The organism is Flagellimonas aquimarina, assembly GCF_003149745.1.
In the GTDB taxonomy this organism is placed as follows: Bacteria; Bacteroidota; Bacteroidia; order Flavobacteriales; family Flavobacteriaceae; genus Flagellimonas; species Flagellimonas aquimarina.
The window spans coordinates 847,060-867,755 of the sequence record NZ_QGEG01000001.1 but is presented as its reverse complement, the minus strand read 5'-3'; the positions used below and the strand labels follow the sequence as shown (position 1 = coordinate 867,755).

General features: G+C 37.5%; 26 protein-coding genes. 9 read left to right on the top strand and 17 right to left on the bottom strand.

Going from position 1 to position 20,696, the window contains the following annotated elements:
* Nucleotides 1-85: 85 nt before the first annotated feature.
* On the top strand, nt 86-655 hold the full coding sequence (locus DKG77_RS03940; protein WP_109660391.1) for a DinB family protein: 570 nt from the start codon (nt 86-88) through the stop codon (nt 653-655).
* 183 nt (nt 656-838) lie between these two features.
* Here DKG77_RS03940 and DKG77_RS03935 read toward each other — a convergent pair whose 3' ends face one another.
* From DKG77_RS03935 to DKG77_RS03925, 3 genes are all read right to left on the bottom strand, one after another.
* Complete coding sequence (locus tag DKG77_RS03935) at nt 839-1,783, bottom strand: DUF6438 domain-containing protein (protein WP_109660389.1); 945 nt, start codon at nt 1,781-1,783, stop codon at nt 839-841.
* 247 nt (nt 1,784-2,030) lie between these two features.
* Nucleotides 2,031-2,753: a M23 family metallopeptidase gene (locus DKG77_RS03930; RefSeq protein WP_109660388.1), complete on the bottom strand. Its 723-nt coding sequence runs from the start codon at nt 2,751-2,753 to the stop codon at nt 2,031-2,033.
* A gap of 2 nt (nt 2,754-2,755) precedes the next feature.
* Nucleotides 2,756-3,469: a hypothetical protein gene (locus DKG77_RS03925; RefSeq protein ID WP_109660386.1), complete on the bottom strand. Its 714-nt coding sequence runs from the start codon at nt 3,467-3,469 to the stop codon at nt 2,756-2,758.
* Nucleotides 3,470-3,694: 225 nt separating this feature from the next.
* Here DKG77_RS03925 and DKG77_RS03920 point away from each other — a divergent pair, with 225 nt between their 5' ends.
* Complete coding sequence (locus DKG77_RS03920) at nt 3,695-4,279, top strand: Crp/Fnr family transcriptional regulator (protein WP_109660384.1); 585 nt, start codon at nt 3,695-3,697, stop codon at nt 4,277-4,279.
* Here DKG77_RS03920 and DKG77_RS03915 read toward each other — a convergent pair.
* The 14 genes from DKG77_RS03915 to DKG77_RS03850 form a co-directional block, all read right to left on the bottom strand.
* On the bottom strand, nt 4,276-4,851 hold the full coding sequence (locus DKG77_RS03915) for a uracil-DNA glycosylase family protein (protein WP_109660382.1): 576 nt from the start codon (nt 4,849-4,851) through the stop codon (nt 4,276-4,278). The genes DKG77_RS03920 and DKG77_RS03915 overlap by 4 nt on opposite strands.
* Nucleotides 4,852-4,955: 104 nt before the next feature.
* Nucleotides 4,956-5,429 carry a YHS domain-containing (seleno)protein gene (locus DKG77_RS03910; protein ID WP_109660380.1) on the bottom strand — a complete coding sequence of 158 codons (474 nt, stop codon included), beginning with the start codon at nt 5,427-5,429 and terminating at the stop codon, nt 4,956-4,958.
* A gap of 25 nt (nt 5,430-5,454) precedes the next feature.
* The gene (locus DKG77_RS03905) at nt 5,455-5,820 is read right to left on the bottom strand and encodes an SPW repeat domain-containing protein (protein ID WP_109660378.1); all 366 of its coding nucleotides are present in this window, start codon (nt 5,818-5,820) and stop codon (nt 5,455-5,457) included.
* A 1-nt stretch (nt 5,821) separates the two neighbouring features.
* Nucleotides 5,822-6,175, bottom strand: a complete 354-nt coding sequence (locus DKG77_RS03900; RefSeq protein WP_109660376.1) for a nuclear transport factor 2-like protein — start codon at nt 6,173-6,175, stop codon at nt 5,822-5,824.
* A gap of 92 nt (nt 6,176-6,267) precedes the next feature.
* Nucleotides 6,268-7,320 carry a helix-turn-helix domain-containing protein gene (locus DKG77_RS03895; RefSeq protein ID WP_109660374.1) on the bottom strand — a complete coding sequence of 351 codons (1,053 nt, stop codon included), beginning with the start codon at nt 7,318-7,320 and terminating at the stop codon, nt 6,268-6,270.
* A 77-nt stretch (nt 7,321-7,397) separates the two neighbouring features.
* Nucleotides 7,398-8,465, bottom strand: a complete 1,068-nt coding sequence (locus DKG77_RS03890; RefSeq protein WP_109660372.1) for an NAD(P)H-dependent flavin oxidoreductase — start codon at nt 8,463-8,465, stop codon at nt 7,398-7,400.
* Nucleotides 8,455-8,823, bottom strand: coding sequence for a nuclear transport factor 2 family protein (locus tag DKG77_RS03885; protein ID WP_109660370.1), 369 nt, complete (start codon nt 8,821-8,823; stop codon nt 8,455-8,457). Before DKG77_RS03885 ends, DKG77_RS03890 begins: the two co-directional genes overlap by 11 nt.
* A gap of 11 nt (nt 8,824-8,834) precedes the next feature.
* Nucleotides 8,835-9,578 (bottom strand): SDR family NAD(P)-dependent oxidoreductase, encoded by a 744-nt coding sequence (locus tag DKG77_RS03880; protein ID WP_109660368.1) that lies wholly within the window; start codon nt 9,576-9,578, stop codon nt 8,835-8,837.
* Nucleotides 9,575-9,781 (bottom strand): tautomerase family protein, encoded by a 207-nt coding sequence (locus DKG77_RS03875; protein WP_109660366.1) that lies wholly within the window; start codon nt 9,779-9,781, stop codon nt 9,575-9,577. The genes DKG77_RS03880 and DKG77_RS03875 overlap by 4 nt, the downstream gene beginning before the upstream one ends.
* Before the next feature lie 119 nt (nt 9,782-9,900).
* Nucleotides 9,901-10,461, bottom strand: a complete 561-nt coding sequence (locus DKG77_RS03870; RefSeq protein ID WP_109660365.1) for a Crp/Fnr family transcriptional regulator — start codon at nt 10,459-10,461, stop codon at nt 9,901-9,903.
* 3 nt (nt 10,462-10,464) lie between these two features.
* A complete protein-coding gene (locus tag DKG77_RS03865) occupies nt 10,465-11,592 on the bottom strand; it encodes a DUF819 family protein (protein WP_109660363.1) in 1,128 nt (375 codons plus the stop codon).
* Between the two features lie 59 nt (nt 11,593-11,651).
* Nucleotides 11,652-12,323: a 16S rRNA (cytidine(1402)-2'-O)-methyltransferase gene (gene rsmI, locus DKG77_RS03860; protein ID WP_109660361.1), complete on the bottom strand. Its 672-nt coding sequence runs from the start codon at nt 12,321-12,323 to the stop codon at nt 11,652-11,654.
* Between the two features lie 9 nt (nt 12,324-12,332).
* A complete protein-coding gene (locus DKG77_RS03855) occupies nt 12,333-12,689 on the bottom strand; it encodes a DoxX family protein (RefSeq protein WP_109660359.1) in 357 nt (118 codons plus the stop codon).
* A 61-nt stretch (nt 12,690-12,750) separates the two neighbouring features.
* Entirely contained in the window at nt 12,751-13,437 is a 687-nt protein-coding gene (locus tag DKG77_RS03850) for a hypothetical protein (protein ID WP_109660357.1), read from the bottom strand.
* Nucleotides 13,438-13,595: 158 nt separating this feature from the next.
* On the opposite strand from DKG77_RS03850, the gene DKG77_RS03845 reads away from it, so the two are divergent.
* The 7 genes from DKG77_RS03845 (at nt 13,596) to arfB (ending at nt 20,689) form a co-directional block, all read left to right on the top strand.
* Nucleotides 13,596-14,240 carry a thymidine kinase gene (locus tag DKG77_RS03845; protein ID WP_109660355.1) on the top strand — a complete coding sequence of 215 codons (645 nt, stop codon included), beginning with the start codon at nt 13,596-13,598 and terminating at the stop codon, nt 14,238-14,240.
* A complete protein-coding gene (gene alr, locus DKG77_RS03840; protein ID WP_109660353.1) occupies nt 14,233-15,342 on the top strand; it encodes an alanine racemase in 1,110 nt (369 codons plus the stop codon). The genes DKG77_RS03845 and alr overlap by 8 nt, the downstream gene beginning before the upstream one ends.
* A gap of 76 nt (nt 15,343-15,418) precedes the next feature.
* Nucleotides 15,419-15,820, top strand: a complete 402-nt coding sequence (mscL, locus tag DKG77_RS03835) for a large-conductance mechanosensitive channel protein MscL (protein ID WP_109660352.1) — start codon at nt 15,419-15,421, stop codon at nt 15,818-15,820.
* A 184-nt stretch (nt 15,821-16,004) separates the two neighbouring features.
* A complete protein-coding gene (locus tag DKG77_RS03830; protein WP_109660350.1) occupies nt 16,005-17,018 on the top strand; it encodes an aspartate-semialdehyde dehydrogenase in 1,014 nt (337 codons plus the stop codon).
* Nucleotides 17,019-17,093: 75 nt separating this feature from the next.
* On the top strand, nt 17,094-19,247 hold the full coding sequence (locus DKG77_RS03825) for a prolyl oligopeptidase family serine peptidase (RefSeq protein WP_109660348.1): 2,154 nt from the start codon (nt 17,094-17,096) through the stop codon (nt 19,245-19,247).
* Nucleotides 19,248-19,311: 64 nt separating this feature from the next.
* Nucleotides 19,312-20,307 carry a sulfate/molybdate ABC transporter ATP-binding protein gene (locus tag DKG77_RS03820; RefSeq protein ID WP_109660346.1) on the top strand — a complete coding sequence of 332 codons (996 nt, stop codon included), beginning with the start codon at nt 19,312-19,314 and terminating at the stop codon, nt 20,305-20,307.
* Nucleotides 20,270-20,689, top strand: coding sequence for an alternative ribosome rescue aminoacyl-tRNA hydrolase ArfB (arfB, locus tag DKG77_RS03815; protein ID WP_417935460.1), 420 nt, complete (start codon nt 20,270-20,272; stop codon nt 20,687-20,689). Before DKG77_RS03820 ends, arfB begins: the two co-directional genes overlap by 38 nt.
* Nucleotides 20,690-20,696 lie beyond the last annotated feature (7 nt).

The window sequence follows — 20,696 nt, the reverse complement described above, 5'->3', positions numbered from 1 at the left end:
GCCTTCAAGGTAGATTTCTTGATTTGAATCAACTTTTGTCTCGTTGCTATAGTAGAATTTTGTCTTGATCAAAAAATGAACGGTTATGGCAAGTTTACAAATCACATCTGAAAACCAAATTCAACGCCTAAATGGAATCCTGAATCATGTGAAAACAATTCAGGCATTAGACATTTCCCAATTGTTAGCCACACCAAATTCAAAATCATGGAATGTGGTTGAGGTGATTGCCCATTTGAATATTTCGTACAACTTATACGCAGAAAAAATTGATGCAGCTTTGGACAAGCTTCCTAATACCAATTCAGATTCAAAAGAGTTTAAGGCAAGGCCGTGGCAAAAGTTTGTGATTGAAGGGCAACGGCCTAAAGAGGGCATAAGAAAATGGAAAATGAAAACCCTTAAACGCTTTGAGCCACTGTTGAGCCATGAAGATTTGAACAGGGAAAAAATTGATGCCATTTTCACTGAGTTTTTTATACTTCATGACCATTTAAAACAGTCTATTATAAAAAGTAGAAGTAAGGAGGTATCCAAGGCTAAAATTACCTCAGCAATTGGTCCGTTGGTGCGCTTTTATTTACCTGAAGCTTTTGAATTTTTACTCTCCCATATGGAACGACATATGGTTCAGATAGATGAAATTTTAGGATAAAGCTATAGGTTTCAAAAGTACAATCTTTTCAAATATTTTAGATTGCACTTATCGGTCTCGTATAAGAAACGTAGGACAGTTGATAAGCGATACGTTTCGGATTAGTACTATACCAAATAAACACAGAACTTTCGATTAAGCATAGAAGCCCTATGTTTTCTTATATATTGTTGCCAGTAGTATTTATTTCACGTTATTATTTATTTCAAACAATTTTTTATAAATCGCTTGTAAATTAGTTGTTCCTTGCAAACCATAATCCTGAATTTCCTTTATATCTCCATTTTCATATATAACCTTTAATTTTCCAGTTTGGTCGTCAGTCCAATTCACAGAATAGAAGTCATTGAGTTTTTCTAGTTCGGAATATTCAATTAACCCAATAAGATTATCATAATCGGTTTGGTTCAGTTTAAAGCTTTCCAATCCAGGATGATTGGTAAATCTTTTGCCATTATATTCCAAATCTCTATTGGATTTTAATTGTATCTCAAATACAGGGCAACTTCCGTAACATCCGGTAGTTGAGAAATATAATTCTTTAATTTTATTCTCTTTAGGTGTCTTTTGCCTGTAATTTACAAGCTCTCCATATTTTACCGTTAGACTGTCCACTTTAAATTTCACATCTCTGATTACCCATTCCGACTCTTTCGTTTTGTTATTGTATGACAATTTTTTTTGACTTTCTCTGATTTTTATGTTCGGATAGTTCGTATCGTCATATTCTTGGATTTCCGTTTCGAAAATCAGCACTTTTCCATTTCCAATTTCTGCGATTGAGTCTAATTCTGGTTCATTGTCAGAAAAGAACCTTGTGTTTCTGAAATTTAATTCTTTGTAATCCTTATCTCCATTGTTAAGAACTATAATTAGGGGCATATATGCATTTACAACCAAATCTGTAAATCCATTATTGTCTAAGTCAATTCTTTTAACGAAGTATTTAAAATCTTCTTCATCCGCTTCAACTTCTTTGTCAAATACTTTTTTAAAAGTGTATTTTTTATTGATTTCCTTTTCTAAAAACTTAGCAACTTTCTTGTTTGTATTAAGCTCGTCAATATTTTGTCCAAACAATAAGCTTAAGTTCAGTAGCAAAATTCCTATGACGATTGTATTTTTCATATTACTGGCAACTAAAAGGATATGAATCGGTTTTAATGATTTATATCCAACGATAAGTGAAGTTCGGGATTTTTATCTTTAAAATCCAGACTAAATTGATAGATGGGTTTTTGGATTGAAAGATAGAGGTTAAAATCTTTAAATATCATTTTTGTCTCCCTTTGACAGGCTCAGGACGATGGGGAAGACCGAAAAGATGTTTTGCCCCTCCGTCCACCTTTTGTTTAATATGTTTTACAGATGTTGTTTAATTTTTTACCACAGTTTGACCTCGCACGGGCTCACCTCTCTGTGTTAGTACATCATCCTCATAGTAATTGGTAAATTGGGCAGGCAGTCCAATTCCATTAAGATAACCAGGTGTATTTTGTAAATGATAATGTAAATGTGGTCCTGTAGAGTTTCCACTATTTCCTGCTTTACCCACTTCTTGTCCTTTAACAACCGTATCTCCAACAGCAACTGTTATAGTGCCTTTCTTAAAATGTGCCAACATAGAGTATTCATCATTTAAATGGTCTATTATAATATAATTGCCCGCAAGATTACTATCATTAATATCACTATTTACAGCACCTGATACATAATTATCATCAATGTTATTTTCCATGGCTATTATTTTACCATCGGCGGGAGCATTTAAGCGCTTACCAAAACAATAGTGATTTTCATTTTTGCTGCTATCCCCTGAAAAACTACTTCCATCAATTACAATTGCCACATCATAGGCATACCTTTGACCTGTACCGCGGGTAATAAAATGATGTCGTCCATTTAAGTGCGTTCTGCCTCCAACAAACACATACCATTCTTCCTCAAAAGGCAATTCTAAATCCGTTTTTGTCTGATAGTTTAAATAAATGTCTTCATCCGATTTTCCTTCATCACCAATCAAAGAATCTGAGCAAGATGTTGATATTGAAATTAATAGAAAATAAAAAGCATAAATTATAGTTGAGTTACATTTCATAATTAAAATTTATAATTAATCCCTAGGTTGACCTGATGTTGTAGTTCTCTAAATGCATTTGGTATTTGAAGTCTATTGTATTTAAAATCATAGCTGAGATGTATGCCAAAATTGTTAGAGATTGAATACCCATATTCCAAGTTCCATAGGGCGCTTTGATAACGATTTACTAAATACGCATCTAAGCCATTATCTCCCCTAAGCCGTATTAATACCAAAGGAATAGTGAGTTTAGAAGTTAAATGTTGTTTTTCGTTTAACCAATAAGTAAATCGGCTTGCTATACCAAATTCTTGGTCCACTAAATAATAATTATCCCTGTATAAAGAGGCCGTGGTTTGAGATTGTAATCCTAAGTGAATGGAAAAAGCGTCTTTATCAAAAATTTGTTTTAAATACGAAAAACCCAACCCTATTTTAGAATAGTCTGTATTTAGTTGTGGAATTGCGTCAGATTTTAATTCTGTGGTTAAATAGTCAACCTGTATTTCAAATAAATTTTCATTTCTGCTTTTACGTTCATAGTTCAATCTGTAAAACAAGCCATCATAATCGTAACGGGAGACTGGTGCAAATTCTAAATTCTTTAAAGAGCCCGAATTGAAGCCTGTTGAGAATTCTAAGTTGTTGTTTTTAGGATTTGTACTTGTTTGAGAAAACCCATTGGTGGATAAAAGGATGAAAATTGAAATTAGAAGAAGTAGTTTTATTCTCATAGATGGTAGTTTAGACCACCAAACTATGTCCAATCCATTTCAATCATTCTTAAATTAAATACAATTAGGCTTTTATTAACCCATAAAACTATGAGGTGAAAGATAATTAAGATGGGCAATAATGAACCTTTAGGTCTCGACAGTGAACGACCTGACCAAAGTGTTAAAACATGGCTTTACATCCTAAATCATAATGGCTATTTTTAAAGAAATTTTACCACTTGTATGGATGACGAAACTTTCCTTCGCTTAAAGGCGTTTTTCCCTCAGATTACCTTGAAGGAACAAGAAGAATATCATTTTAAATCGCTTTGGTCACTCAAATCCTTTAATCAGTATGACCTAATCACCGAGGCTGGAAATATTGAGCGATACTTTTACTTTGTTTTGGAAGGAGTGCAGGCCATTTATATTTTGAATGAAAAGGGGGAAAAAGTAGTGTTGGGGTTTTCGTACGCAGGAAGCCCTTCTGGGGTTTTTGATTCGTTTATTTCCAAGGAACCTTCCAGTACCTTTTTGGAAGCACTAAAGCCTTCAAAATTATTGGCTATTTCATTAAACGATTATTTGAGCTTGTTTAAAAAGTATACTGATTTCCATGTTTGGGGGCATGAGTTTTTTCAGCAAATATTGTTTGGTAGATTGAGTAGAGAGGTTGAGCTGTTGACACTTTCAGCCGAACAGCGATATGTAACTTTTATGCAACGTTGTCCTGAAGAACTAAAAGTAATTCCGCAAAAGTATTTGGCCTCTTACCTCAATATGAAGCCCGAAACTTTTAGCAGGCTGCGCTCTTCTGTTTCCTATTAGGAATTTAGTTGTTTTGAAACTCGTTCTTGCAGTTTGGGTACAACCTCATCTTCAAACCAAGGGTTCTTACTTAACCAAAAACGATTTCTTGGTGATGGATGAGGTATTACAAAATAGTCTGGGGCATAGTTCATATAGTTCTTTACCGTTTCAGTCAAATTCTTTTCCATTTTGTCTCCCAAATAATGGCGTTGGGCATATTGGCCTATCAAAATAGTTAGTTTAAGATTGGGCATTTTCTTTAAAAGCACTTCATGCCATAAGGGAGCACACTCGGTTCTTGGCGGTAAATCTCCCGTTTTTCCTTTTCCCGGATAACAAAATCCCATGGGCATTTGGGCAACTTTGGTGACATCATAAAACTCTTGATCTGTTATCCCCATCCATTTACGAAGTTGTTTCCCACTGGGGTCGTCCCAAGGTATTCCTGTTTTATGAACCTTGGTTCCCGGAGCATGGCCTATAATCAAAATTTGCGCTTTGGAATCTGCGGCAACAATGGGTCTTGGACCAAGGGGAAGGTGTTCTTTGCACACTTGGCAAGCTCTAATAGTACTAAGCAGTTCTTTCATGGCTATACTTTCTTTTGCTAGTTACATAGAATTTGTCTAAAACAGAGAAATACCCTGACAAAAAATTGCCAAGGTATTTCAACACACAACCAATCATGAAACTACTAGTTATAGGTGTTTTTCAGTTTGCTCCAATTGGCATTGGCCTTGTTCATCAATTTATTATGATTGCCTTCGGCTAACCACAATTGTTGCGCATCCAACTCAAGGTTATATAAATACAAAAAGTATTTTCCATCCTTAACTATAAACTTATTGGGGTCTGGTCTAAATTTAGCACCTGCATAGACACCAAAAGCACAATACCCGCCGTACTGAGGCATATATTTGCCTGGATTTTTATCAAACTTCTTCTTTTGATCGGCATCTGTAAAATAGTAGACTACCTTATTGTGTTCAGATTTAAATTCTTTGATTCCCTTTTGGGCAATTCCCAAATCCAAATAAGAAACCGCACTGTAGCCCTGAAGGGCGATGTTACTATTATCTATATTGTTTGCCTTTTTGTCTTGAGCAAAGGTCATGTTTGCAGTAACTACTGCAATAATTAAAATTGATATGTTTTTTAAAATCTTCATTGTTTTGTATTTAAATATTATGTTTTTATTGTTTTAATTCTTCTTTTGTTGCGCTAAGAGAAACAACTGTAAATACTACAGCGGCATTTATCCAATAGTAGTGAGCGTCCAATCCTTTAAAACCAAGGAGGAAAGGGATTGCCATAAAGGCTATAGCCACAGTTAAATCAATTGCAAGATGTCCCTGAAACGGAATCGTTCGTAGCGCACCCAATTTATAATCCGTTAAAGCGCTTACTACCAAAACTGTTGTTCCCGTTATCACTGATATCCAAACTGCTAGATTGTTGACGCCACCTAGCCCTAATAAAAAGGGAGCCAAAATCAAACCTATTCCTGCCGAGTAATCGGCTACTCCGTGTAGTGTTGGAGAAATACATCTGAACTTCACTTTATTGTGCGTTGAAATATTCTTCCTGCACTACTTTGCCATCAGTGTTCCAGATACGACGAATAATTTCATGCCAGTAGATTTTGCTGTCATCTTTCATGTTGAAATCAAACGTGAATTCTGAGGCAGATACGTTTCCATCTACAATGGTATGGTGGTGCGTGATCCCATTTACTTTGGCAATGGCACCAGCAAAACCTTCCATTTTTTCCACCATTTGTTGTTTGTTGGTGGTTGCTACCCCGCTATAGTCTGATGTGGTCGCGTCTTCTGCAAAGAATTGCTTTACGGCATCAACTATAGCTCCTTGTGTTACTATGCCGTCCATTTCGGCGGCTAATGATTTAATGTCCATTTCTGATATTTTTAATGGTTAAACAAATTTTATTTTGTAATTACATTGCAAATTTCAGCATGGAATGCAGCAGAATGCCTACAAAAAAGACGCTATGAATTGTACTTTTTAACTTTGAAATCGGTGGGGGTATTGCCCGTATAATTTTTGAAGAAGTGTGAGAAATGATTGGCTTCTTCAAACCCCAATGCATAAGCAACATCTTTTATGGACGCATCTTGGCTCAATAACTTTTTTGAAGTAGAGATTACCTCGTTTCTAATTAATTGCCCTAGAGAAGCATTCATCTTGGCCCTGGTTTTTTTTGAAAGTGCCTTAACGGAAAGATGCATCCTATCCGCATAGAAATCCAAGGAGCGTTGTTCAGCATGATGTGCTTTCAGCAATTCTAAAAGATTCTGTGTGAAGGAATCACGGTTCTCATAGTCGAAACCATCCCTAAATTGAGAGGGGGTCTGGCCGGTTGTGTTTTTGAACACTCGATTAAAATACGCGGGGTCTTTATAACCAGTTTCATAAGAAACTTCTTGAATGCTCTTATCTGTAAAGGCTATTTTTTTCTTGCTCTCCATTAACCTCTTGTTGGAAAGCAATGTTCTAATGGATAGACCAACTTTATCTTTAATCAATGCTTGGGCGTCATACCCATTTTCAAGCATTAATGCAGAAAGGTCATTATTGGTGAAGTTCCCATAATATTCTTGATCAATAATGTCTTTAACATCAAAAATAATCTGATATTCTTGTTTGCTTGCCTGAAAAGGGTTTTGCCAATACCATTGTTTTGAAGAAATATCTATGATTTCGGCCGTGTTTTCTGAAAATACCGTATTTGAAAGGTACTTTTTACACTCCTCGCATTCATTAAAGTTAATATAACCCAATGAAATCAAGTGTTTAAAAAGAACACGAACCTCCTTCTTTTCAAAGATAGATTTACTAGGAAATTCTATTTTCCTTACCGAAAAATCGTCCGAAAAAAATTTGATGTATTGTCCTTTTTCTAGATATATGGCCTTGTCTTGCCAGTCTGTGTAATTCTTAAAATCCACTTGGATAGTCCCCGAACCTGATACAATATGAAGTAATGTGTATTTGTTGATGAAATACACCTTATCAATCTCAGGGTTAAATTTTTGAACCATGGGGTCAAATACTAAATACTATGGGTATTGTCGTAAAAGTATTCTTGAACTAACAGTTTTATGGTGTTCCCATTGCATCAACCTTGCATTAAATCCAGTTCTTTTACAAGTGTCTTGAAAAGTTGTGCCGCACTTTTGCATTTTATGGGTGCTGAGGGTTGCCCTGCCCAAAGTGCCATCAATTCTTTGTTTCCATTTTCCTCCAGTTTTTTTCGCAATGGAGCCAAAAATGAACTTTGCAATGGATAAGGGGCAACCTCATCTTCTTTTTTAAAGCTTTCAACAAAAGGAGTGCTAATTACTCGCCCGTACCTGCCAGTAAAAACTTTGGTAAGCTTAGTTTGATATCCCTCTGTAAACATTCTAGCTCTGTGGTATTGAGAGGCTCCTGATTCATTTGTAGCCAAAAAAACCGTTCCCAATTGAACCGCCCCAGCTCCTAATTGAAACATTTGAGCTATATCTTTGGAAGTGCTTATGCCACCAGCAGCAATAATGGGTATGCTTATTGTTTTCAAAACTTTTTCCAACAACTCTGGTGTCTCCATAAATTTGGTCTCATCAGTATTTAGGAAAGCTGCTCTATGGCCTCCTGCGGCACTTCCTGTGGCCACAACAATGTCTGCACCGGCTTCTTGGATATAAACGGCCTCTTCCACCGATGTTGCTGTGCCAATGACCTTGGAGCCTCTCTTTCTCAATGCTTTTATTATATGTTCCTCCGGAAATCCAAAAATGAAGCTTGCCACAGGTGGTGCCGCCTCAATCATCGCCTCTATTTGATTCTCAAATTTGGGTGCTTTACTTTGGTAGTCAATAGGGGGTTCCATGTTCACCTTTTCGAACAATGTTCCAAATTTCTGCCTAAGCCGTTCAAACTCCTCAACCGTGTAATTAAGTGCTGGATCTTTTTTTAGAGGAACCCAAAGGTTTAACGCATACGGTTTTGCTGTTGATTTTCGCAAAGCTGTATCCACTTCTTTAATTTCCTTGGCACTATATGCATTTAAACCAAATGACCCCATTCCGCCCAAATTGGAAGCAGCAGAAGCCAGTTTGACGGTAGAAAATCTACCGCCAAATGGTCCCTGAATTATTGGATAATCTATATTTAAAAGTGATGAGACTTTGGTTTTATTCCACATGGGAAAACAATTTATTTACAATACTCCATTCTCCTTCCACACAATGTAGTGCTAAAAAATCATAATAGTTTTTTCCTAACATGGGCACATGGGTTTTTACCACCGCTGAATCACCCAAAAGGTCAATGCTCAAAATCTTCATTAGAAAACTTTCTTTTTTGTCATTTGGGCTTTCCCTTTCACTAACCCAATCCAAAAATGGTACTATAGGTTTTATATAAGTTTCACCATGAATGTCCCCATAGATAACAGCATTGCTGCTGAAAGCCCCTGTCAACAAGTTAATATCTCCGTAGAACAGCCCATTAAAGTAGTCCTTGACCACCTTCTCTATCTCTATTATCTTTTCTGAATACATTTCTTTCTGAATTAAATAGCGTGCCCAATGGTATGGCCTCCAGCTACATTTATAGTTTCTCCAGTCACAAAATCTGCATGAGCCAAGTAGTATGCCGTTTCGGCAATTTCTTGGGTCTCACCAATTCTATTTAATAAATGAAGCCCTGCAAGGCTATCTGCATCTTCCACTCCTATTTTGCCTTGCAATGGGCTTCTAATTATTCCGGGAGAAATGGTGTTCACTTTTATATTGTCCTTACCATATTCTGCAGCAAGTTGTCTTGTAAATGTATGTATAGCCCCTTTGCTGGATACCGCTGCACTGGCAGGAAAACCAGCTATGGCGTGATCTACCAACACTGTCCCCATATTCAAAATGGTTCCTTTTTGCTGTTTTTGCATTTGAGGAATTACTGCTTGTGATGTGAAGTAGGTTCCTTTAAAATTTATATTAAAAAAACGATCCAGGTCCTCTTCTTCCACCTCACTAAATGGTTTGGGAGCAAAGATGCCAGCATTATTGATCAACACATCAATCCTTCCAAAATTCTCCAAAGCGACCCTCACCAATTCCCTGCCTGTTTCTCTATTGGCAATGTCGCCAACTACAGGAATTACATTGCTAGGTTCTCCCAACTCCTTATACGCTTTTTCTAACCGTTCTTTATTGCTGGAATTCATTATAACATTGCTGCCTTTTTCAATGAATAACTTTACAATTGCATTTCCGATTCCGGTTGACGCACCTGTTACTATAATTGTTTTTTCTTTCATCGTTTCTTTTTATTTTTTTCTATTTCATACTGTTTTCCTTCAACTCCCCAATTATCAATGGGAATTTCTTCTATTACCACATGGGTCGTTTTAGGGTCTTTGTTTAGGATCTTGACCAAAAGATCGGTCGCTCCTAAAATGAGGTCTTTTTTCTGTGCTTTGGTGACACCTTCATCGGTCACCTTAATATTTATGTAAGGCATTTTAACTGATTTAAATACAAGACAAAATTGGTCTTAGTCAGTAAAAAGAAAAATGAGTTGTCTCACTATTTTAAAGTGACATAACTCACTTTTAATTAAGTTGAACAAAAGAGTATTGTCTACGAATAAAGTCTACTTAAGGTTTCTCTAGAAACTCCTAGATAAGAGGCAATCATTTTTTTGGATACTCTTTGAATAATGTTGGGGTACTGGGCAGACATGAGCTCATACCTTTCCCTTGCGGTGTTTTTAAGAAGTGACAGCACCCTATTTTGAGATGCTATGTAACCAAGTTTGGTTTTTTTAGCCCAAAACCGCTCCATTTTATGAAATTCCTGGCTAAGCTTTTCACGGTCTTCATGGGTTATGTACAAGAGCTCACAATCCTCCAAACAATCTATATAAACCTGTGATTTTACCTGCTTTTCAAAAGCCTGATAGTCTGTGACCCACCAATTTTCAACAGCAAATTGGACCGTATGTTCTTTCCCAGATTCATCTAAAAAGTAGGATCGCAAGCAACCATTGATGACCCAATACTCTTTATTTACCAACTCATCTTCTTGAATTAGGTATTGGTGTTTTCTTTTCTTTTGTGGAGTAAAGTGGCTTAGTACATGACTAAATTCATCATCGGTCAATACAATTACTTCTTCAATATGTTTCTGTAGCGGGTGCATGTCTCAAATTACAATTTTTAACAAATAAATGGTTAGCATTCCCCAAAAAGTGCCTGTAGCCATGCTCAGTATAGCTAGAACTATGGCATGGGGCATCCATTTTTTTTCATAAGCCGCAGTAACAGCGGGCGCTGTTGCTATACCGCCTACATTTGCCATACTTGCAATAGGTACCCAAGCCATGTTTACGTTCATTAATTTGGCAATCAGTACCATAAAAAAGAAATGACCTAATAACCAAATTACCAAGAATCCAAAGAAGGATACATCAAAGCCCAAGGTGTCAAATTGTAATTTTAGTCCTAAAATTGCCATCACCACTAAAATTAATATGGCGCCCGCCCTCAATGAGAATTTAAAATTCCATTTGGGAATAAAATTTCCAAGAGCCAACCCAATAATCGAAAGAAGGACTACTTTACCCACAAAGCTTTCAACGAAGTAATTGGTTACAAAAACGATGGCCAACAGAATCACAATTGTCATCCACACCTGTAAGGGTTTTTGCTTTTCCTCTCGGATTTCCTCAGGTATTCCCTTATCTGTTATTTTAAACCATGTGTTTAGTTTATTGCTTTTCTTGATTCCTTGGAACATTAGAATTGTCCAAATGTTGACCAAAATATTGTCCATAACTAAAACTGAAAGGAAGATTGCTTCTGGACATTCTACCAATTCTTTTAAGACCAATTGACTCGTACTTCCTCCAATCCAACTACCCACTACGGGAGGAATACCTTTCCAAAAACCATCTACAGCAAGTGTTTCGGAAACCAAGTTAGTCTCAGAGAATCCCATTACAAAAACCACAGGGAACAGAGCAACAAAAAATGAGCCTGCAACAAAAAGTACAATTGGTTTATAGCCTATAGCTTTTAGCTGCCCTAATGAAAGACTTGCCATGACAGAAACAATGGTCAAAGGAATAAAGAAATCTTTACTGTAGTCGTGAATTTTTGCTTGGGATAAATCCAGTCCCAAAGCAAATGAAATACCAGCAGGAATTAGATATGCCAAAAGTATTGCTGGTACCCAGTCAAAAATGGATTTGATGTATTTATTCTCCCAGCGGTCTAGAAAATAAACCACAATTACAGTGAAAAGAGCAATGGCCCAAGGAGCTAAATCCATGCTCTAATAAAACTTGTGTTACAATTCATCTTTATTGATTGGCTAATTAAATATAGCTCTTATTTCTTTCCGCCAACCACTATTACAAATTCCCCTTTGGGAGCATTTTTTGTAAAGTGTGCCAGGAGCTCCTCTGCGGTGCCACGAACCGTTTCCTCATATATTTTAGTAAGCTCTCTTGATAAACAGACTGGTCTGTCTTTGCCAAAATACTCAACAAAATGTGCTAATGTCTTGAGTATCTTATGGGGAGATTCATAAAATACCATGGTACGGGTTTCCTCTGCTAAAAACTTCAACCTTGTTTGACGCCCTTTCTTTACCGGTAGAAACCCTTCAAAAACAAAACGGTCATTGGGCAGCCCACTATTTACCAAAGCAGGAACAAAAGCGGTTGCCCCAGGAAGACATTCCACTTCAATGTCGTTTTCCACGCATGCTCTGGTCAACAAAAACCCTGGATCAGAAATAGCTGGGGTCCCAGCATCTGAAATCAATGCCAAAACCGCTCCACCCTTTAGTTTTTGTATCAACAGATTCACCTGCTGATGTTCGTTGTGCATATGGTGACTTTGTAGAGGTGTTACAATCTCAAAATGTTTGAGCAACTTTCCACTGGTCCTTGTATCTTCCGCAAGAATTAAATCAACTTCTTTAAGGACCTTTATAGCTCTTAGTGTAATATCTTCAAGATTTCCTATTGGAGTCGGAACAAGAAATAATTTTCCCATGGGCCAAAGTTAAGGCCTTACTTGTTTCCCGGTAAAATAAGATATCAAAACAACAACAAAAGCAATAACCGCTCCCGTATGTTGCCCGTCGCTTACCATGTAGTGCGCAAAAAAAGCTAAAATAGAATTAAAGAAAAACCCTGCATACGCCCATTCTTTTAACCACTTGGAAAAGTTGCCCCAAATCGCAATTAAACCTAGTATTTTGGCAACGGCCAAAGGATAAATAATATATGTGGGGTAGCCCATATTTTCAAAAAAACCACGAATCATTTCGTTGTTGAAGAAGTAGTTGTATACCGAAAAAAACATTATCGCCGTCAACAGGGCCGTTGAGAGCCAATAGGCAATCTTTTTAAAATTCATACTTGAGACGTTTAGGTTGTAATAACCTTAAAAATATAAAAAGAAAACCAAAAAGAAGTGTCTATGCAAACCTACGTTCTACAACAGACATAAAACGTGCCTCATATTCTTCTTTGCCTTCCCAGTTATTGTATTCCGGTTTTACCATATTGGCAATAAAAGCGATTGAGCGTTCTTCCGTATCTATTGTATTGAGCTGGGATAACACTCTGTTGTAGTCATTCATGTTATCATTGAACAAATGTTTCACAAAGGCCAGTTTGTCATTAAGTCCTACTTGAAAATCCTTAACAAATGTATCGTTCAAGGATTTTGACCTGCCATTCTCCGTGTTCCCATTTGCCTCTGGCGGAGAAATGATTTCTTTTTCATTTTTCATAAAATCAGGCTTGGCCACAAATTCTGTAAAAACGTGTTCTACAGCTGCTTCCGTTGGCATTTCTGAGACCATATCTTTAATGGTGTCCATTCCCGGAACAATGATATCCTCTTCGTGCGGGTTACTTTCCGGCACTGCAATATTGCCGCTTAAAACGGCATTTGCCATTTTTTCAAATCGCGAAGCGATTACATTTTTGGAGACGTCAACTTCTACATCGCTCAACTTCTCATCTATAAATTTAAGTACTGCTAGTTTTTCGTAGATAGCTTTCGCGTTATCATAAAGCTCTGTCAACTCTTTATCTTCTCTTGTTGTAATAATGTCCGTGGACAATTTTATCAGCTCCTCCCTTAATTTCCGTATCATAGCTATTAATCTTTACTATAAAAATAAAATCATTTTAATTATACTCCTAAGAACAAAAGGTTAAATTTTAATCTTAAGTCAAGGCATATTTTTTTAGTAGTTTTGTGCTTTCCTTTAATAAAACGAAAAAACTACACAATTTCGTTTAAAAGTACGGTATGTTTCTCGAAAACACGGTAAACCCTAAAGAACAATTTGGATGGATAGAAGTCATCTGCGGTTCCATGTTTTCTGGAAAGACCGAAGAACTAATTAGAAGATTAAAGCGCGCCCAGTTTGCCAAACAAAAAGTTGAGATTTTTAAGCCCATTGTAGATACCCGTTATCATGAGGATATGGTTGTTTCACATGATGCCAATGAAATTCGATCTACCCCTGTTCCTGCAGCGGCAAATATTCGTTTGCTAGCAGATGACTGTGACGTTGTTGGAATTGATGAAGCTCAGTTTTTTGACGAGGAGATAGTAACGGTTTGTAATGATTTGGCCAATAGGGGCGTTCGTGTATTGGTGGCTGGATTGGATATGGATTTTAAAGGAAACCCTTTTGGACCTATGCCAGCATTAATGGCTACCGCCGAGTATGTAACCAAAGTTCATGCAGTTTGTACCCGCACAGGAAACTTGGCCAATTACAGTTTTAGAAAATCCAACAACGACAAACTTGTGCTTCTTGGAGAAACCGGAGAATACGAGCCTTTGAGCAGGGCAGCTTTCTATAAGGCCATGTTAAAAGAAAAAGTAAGTCAAATGGATGTAGATGCTGAGGAAGTGGAAGCCAAAAAGAAAGCCGCCAATGAATAGTATTGGTGAAACTACACTCTTAATAGACCTGAATGCGCTGGAACATAATTACAGGTTTTTAAAATCCAAATTAGCCCAAGAAACTAAGTTTTTAGCTGTAGTAAAGGCTTTTGCTTACGGAAGCGATATGGTAACCGTTGCAAAAAAAATGGAGACCCTGGGAGTCGACTATTTTGCAGTTGCCTATGTAAAGGAAGGTATTTTGCTTAGGAATGCAGGTATTAAATTGCCCATTTTGGTGCTACACCCACAGCACATTAATTTTCATGAGCTCATAGAATATTCCTTAGAACCAAGTCTATATTCGCCAAAAATTCTAAAGCTCTTTTTAGAAGTAGCTAAAGACAAAGGGCAAACGGCGTATCCGGTTCATGTAAAATTCAATACAGGATTAAACCGCCTAGGTTTTTGGGAAAATGATGTTGATTATATTGCTGAACATTTAAGAGATAGAAAAGAGTTAAAGATCATTTCTGTTTTTTCACATTTGGCCGCATCAGAAGACACCAATGAAAAATCCTTTAGCTTAACACAGATTGAAACTTTTAAAAAAATAAGCAAAGAGCTTAATCAAAAATTGGGTTATGCTCCTTTCCGCCATATGCTAAACACTTCTGGAATTATAAATTATCCAGAAGCTCAATTTGAAATGGTCCGCAGTGGAATAGGATTGTATGGCTATGGCAATGACAAAGCAATTGATGGCCAGCTAAAACCAGTTGCTACATTAAAAACCATCATCTCGCAGATTCACAAAATAGAACCAAATGAAAGTGTGGGCTACAATCGTGCTTTCAAATCTGACCATTACAGAACAACCGCCACCTTGCCATTAGGTCATGCTGATGGAATAGGCAGACACTATGGAAACCAAAAAGGTCATGTGCGTATTAATGGTAAATACGCCTCAGTTATTGGTAATGTCTGTATGGATATGATCATGGTAGATGTTACAGATATCGACTGTAAAGAAGGAGACGAGGTCGTAGTTTTTGGGCAAAACCCATCAGCAGAGGATTTTGCGGCTTCGGCCAACACCATCTCCTATGAAATATTGACCGCTATATCTCCACGAGTAAAAAGAGTAATCATCAACCCATGATTTTATGCCTTCAAATTGGCGTAAACCTCTTTTTTAATTACATTGTAAACCTATTAACCATTTAAACTATAAAATTATGTTGAAAGAATTCAAAGATTTTGCTATGAAAGGAAACCTGGTGGACATTGCCGTAGGTTTCGTTATGGGTGCAGCGTTTAACAAGGTTGTTGCTTCCTTTACTGGGGGAATTGTATCTCCTTTGATTGGTCTAATCTTTAATGCAGATTTTAAAGATTTAAAATATATTGTAAAAGAAGGAACCATGAACGATGCAGGTGAAAAAGTTGGTGAAGTAGCTGTAATGTATGGTGATTTTTTAACCAACGTTATAGATTTTATTATCGTTGCTTTCGTAATGTTCATGATCGTAAAAGGAGTGAACAAGATGAAGAAAAAAGAAGAACCAGCTACAGAAGCACCAGCAGGCCCATCTCAGGAAGATTTACTTGCAGAAATCAGGGATTTGTTGAAGAAATAGAAATCGTTTCCCCAAAATAAGGGGGCCGCTACATTACACAATAACCTTAAACCGCCAGTTTGTTTCGCTAACATCTTGGCGGTTGTTTTATTTACAACATTTTGTTATTTTTTGATTATGTAGTTTCAAAATACTTGTTTAAATTTTTATCTGCAGTACATTTGTCTCTTCAAAATATATTAAAATGAAAGTAGCAGTTGTTGGAGCCACAGGAATGGTTGGCGAGGTAATGTTGAAAGTATTGGCCGAACGTAATTTTCCTATCTCAGAATTATTGCTGGTTGCCTCTGAAAGATCTGTAGGCAAAAAGCTGACTTACAAAAATGAAGAATACACTATTATTGGCCTTAATGATGCTATTACAGCTCAGCCAGATATAGCCATTTTTTCAGCCGGCGGAGATACTTCTTTGGAATGGGCGCCAAAATTTGCCGAAGCAGGAACTACCGTTATTGACAATTCATCAGCTTGGCGAATGGACCCCACTAAAAAATTAGTGGTCCCCGAGATTAACGCAGACGAATTAACTGCTGAAGATAAGATCATAGCCAACCCCAATTGCTCAACCATTCAAATGGTAATGGCCCTAAATCCCCTTCATAAAAAATACCAAATGAAACGTGTGGTGGTTTCTACCTATCAATCTGTTTCAGGAACCGGGGTGAAAGCCGTTCGTCAATTGGAAAACGAAATTGCAGGGGTACAGGGAGAAATGGCCTACCCATATCCCATTGGCAGAAATGCATTACCACATTGTGATGTGTTCTTGGAAAACGGTTATACCAAAGAAGAAATGAAGCTTGCCCGTGAGCCTCAAAAGATATTGGATGACCGTACCTTCTCAGTTTCGGCTACTGCTGTTCGCATCCCAACTGCTGGGGGCCATTCAGAATCGGTTAATGTGGAATTCTACAAGGATTTTGACCTTGCCGAAGTAAGAAACCTGCTCAGTGAAACTCCTGGAGTAACCGTGCAGGACAACCCAGATACCAATACGTACCCCATGCCAATCTATGCCCATGGTAAAGATGATGTTTTTGTGGGTCGTATTCGGCGAGATGAAACACAACGCAACACCTTAAATATGTGGGTGGTTTCAGATAATCTTAGAAAAGGTGCAGCCACCAATGCGGTACAAATTGCCGAATATTTGGTAGAAAACAAGCTGGTTTCCAACACTTCTGAAGTAGTTTCTTAAAATACGTTAAAGCTTTCCCCTTCTATAGAGGTTGTATGTTTTTATGGTATTTTTAGCGGAATCAATCTGAAAGACATGCGAAAATTAATCCCTTTTGCAGCCCTAATTCTTATGGCTGCGTGCAAAGAAACTACCAAAAGAGAACCTATAGTCGTGAACTATCCTACAACTAAAAAAGTCGATACTGTTGATATTTATTTTGGAACCGAGGTTAAAGACCCATATCGTTGGTTGGAAGATGATCGAAGCGAAGAAACAGAAGCTTGGGTAAAAGAACAAAATGCCTCTACATTCAGTTATTTTGATAAAATCCCGTTTCGGGAAGATTTAAAGAACAGGTTAGAGAAGCTGTGGAACTATGAAAAACTGGGCTCTCCTTTTAAAGAGGGCGAATACACCTATTTCTATAAAAATGATGGGTTACAGAACCAGTATGTGGTCTATAGAAAAAAAGAAGGTGGGGAAGAAGAAATTTTCTTAGACCCCAATACTTTTTCTGAGGATGGCACCACCTCTTTAATGGGACTTCAATTTACCAAAGACGGTTCCAAGGCAGCATATTTAATTTCTGAAGGAGGAAGCGATTGGCGTAAGGGCATCGTAATAAACTCTGAAACCAGAGAAATTGTTGAAGATACCCTGGTCGATATAAAGTTTAGTGGAATTTCTTGGAAAGGAGATAAAGGATTCTTTTACTCCAGCTATGACAAACCTAAGGGAAGTGAGCTGTCCGCAAAAACAGACCAACACAAACTATATTATCATGAGTTGGGTACTCCACAATCAGAGGACAAAATCATATTTGGTGGAACACCTGAAGAAAAGCATCGGTATGTAGGTGCTTCGGTTTCAGAGGATGAAAAATATCTGTTCATCTCCGCATCTATCTCAACCTCTGGCAATAAATTGTTTCTAAAAGATTTAACGCAACCCAATAGTGGGTTAATTACCATTTTGGACAATACTGATTCAGACACTTACGTCATAGAAACTGTTGGGTCCAAGCTATATCTGGTCACCAATATGGGCGCTCCAAACAAAAAAATTGTGATTGCAGATGCATCCAACCCTACTCCAGATAACTGGCAAGATTTTATTCCAGAAACTGAAAATGTTTTGACTGTTGGAGCAGGAGGCGGTTATTTCTTTACAGAATATATGGTTGATGCCATCTCTCAAGTATTACAATACGATTATGATGGTAAACTAATTCGTGAAGTTAGGTTACCAGGTGTAGGAAGCGCTAGTGGTTTTGGTGGCAAGAAAGAGGAAAAAGAATTTTATTTTTCATTTACCAATTACAACACCCCAAGCTCTTCATACAAATACAACGTGGAAAATGGCCAATATGAACAATATTGGAAACCCGAAATTGATTTTAATCCCGAAGATTACGAATCTAAGCAGGTGTTTTATACTTCCAAGGACGGCACCAAGGTTCCTATGATCATAACACACAAAAAGGGAGTGCAGCTCAATGGAAAGAATCCTACCATTTTGTATGGTTACGGCGGATTCAATATTAGCCTAACACCATCTTTCAGTATTGTAAATGCTGTCTGGATGGAACAAGGAGGTATTTATGCTGTTCCCAACCTTAGAGGTGGTGGAGAGTATGGGAAGAAATGGCATATTGCGGGAACAAAACTGCAAAAACAAAATGTTTTTGATGATTTCATTGCAGCTGCCGAATTCCTAATTGAAAAAAAATATACCGCCAAAGAATATTTGGCCATTAGAGGTGGTTCTAACGGAGGCTTATTGGTAGGCGCCACCATGACGCAAAGGCCAGATTTAATGCAAGTGGCCTTGCCAGCGGTGGGCGTTCTTGATATGCTTAGGTACCATACTTTTACTGCAGGTGCAGGTTGGGCATATGACTATGGTACTTCAGAAGAAAGTGAAGAGATGTTCAATTATATTAAAGGTTATTCCCCTGTTCATAATGTAAAAGAAGGAACTGCATACCCTGCCACTTTGGTTACTACCGGAGATCATGATGATCGTGTGGTCCCGGCACATAGTTTCAAATTTGCAGCGGAGCTTCAAGCAAAACAAGCTGGAGAAAATCCCACTTTAATCAGAATTGAAACCAATGCGGGTCATGGCGCCGGAACCCCCGTAAGCAAAACTATTGAGCAATATGCAGACATCTTTGGTTTTACATTGTTCAATATGGGATATGACAAGCTTCCCAACCAAGCCGTTTTAAAAGAGTTTAAAGACTAGAAATACTTTTTGCCCAGAAATCCGTTTTATCTAAGAACAGGTTTTTTATCGAGTTTCATTTAATATGTTAGACGTTCATATACCTTCTTTCAGTTATCAAGATCAGCCTATTTTGGAGGGTATTTCCTTTCAAGTAGCAAAAGGCGAACACTTGGCACTGATGGGAGAAAGTGGATCCGGCAAAAGCACCTTGCTCAAAATCATTTATGGGCTTCTGCATGTTGAAAACGGAGCTGTCTTTTGGGGTGACAAAGAAGCTCTTGGCCCTAATTTCAATTTGGTTCCCGGTGAATCTTACATGAAGTACCTCTCACAAGATTTTGATTTGATGCCCTTTATAACCGTTGAAGAAAACATTGGGCAACATCTATCTGTATTTGAGCGTGAGACACACCAAAAACGTATTCAAGAGCTTTTAGAGCTCATAGAATTGGAGGCTTATGCGAAAACCAAGGTAAAGAACTTAAGTGGAGGTCAACAGCAGCGTGTGGCCCTAGCTCGCGTTTTAGCTCAGGAACCCGAGGTGCTTTTGTTGGACGAACCATTTGGCCACATTGATAATTTTAAAAGGAACTCGTTAAGAAGAAATTTATTTCCATATCTAAAGGAAAAAGAGATAACCGTTCTAACGGCCAGTCACGACCCAAATGATGTTCTGCCTTTTGCGGAAAACACAATCGTTCTGGAAAAAGGGAGGATAGTTGCAAATAAGAAAACCAAAAAGCTCTATAAAAACCCTCCAAATTATTACACCGCTTCGCTTTTTGGAGAAGTAAACAGTCTCCCTATTAAATTGTTGAAATCCTATGCTGAAATTGATAAATCTGTCCTTGTTTATCCTCATGAATTTCAGGTTTCAGGCACTTCTGGTTTAAAGGTTTGGGTAAAAAACTCTTTTTTTAAAGGAAGTCATTTTCTAAATGAAGCCGAAGTCAATGAGCAAACAGTTTTGTATTTCAATTCTTCAAAAAAATTAAAGAAAGGTGATACTGTTTTCCTAAACGTATCTTTGGAAACAATTAATGAACGCCTTCAAATTGAACAGGGAACAGATAATTAGAGAACTACAATTCAAAGCCATCCGAAGCAGTGGGGCTGGTGGACAGCATGTGAACAAAGTATCCTCTAAAGTAGAATTGACATTTGACCTAAAATCATCAGGGGGTTTGTCTAATTCAGAGAAGGACAGATTACTGTTAAAATTAGATGCCAGATTAACCAAAGATGGAGTACTTCTTTTACAGTGCGATGAAGCTCGAAGTCAACACAAAAACAAGGCGCTGGTAGTAACCCGCTTTTTTGATCTACTCAAAAAGGCCTTGGAAGTTCCCAAGAAAAGAAGACCTACAAAACCATCTAAAGCCTCCGTTGAAAAACGATTGAAATCCAAAAAAAAAGATTCCAATAAAAAAGCCTATCGAAAAAAACCTGATTTGGATTAGTTCATTT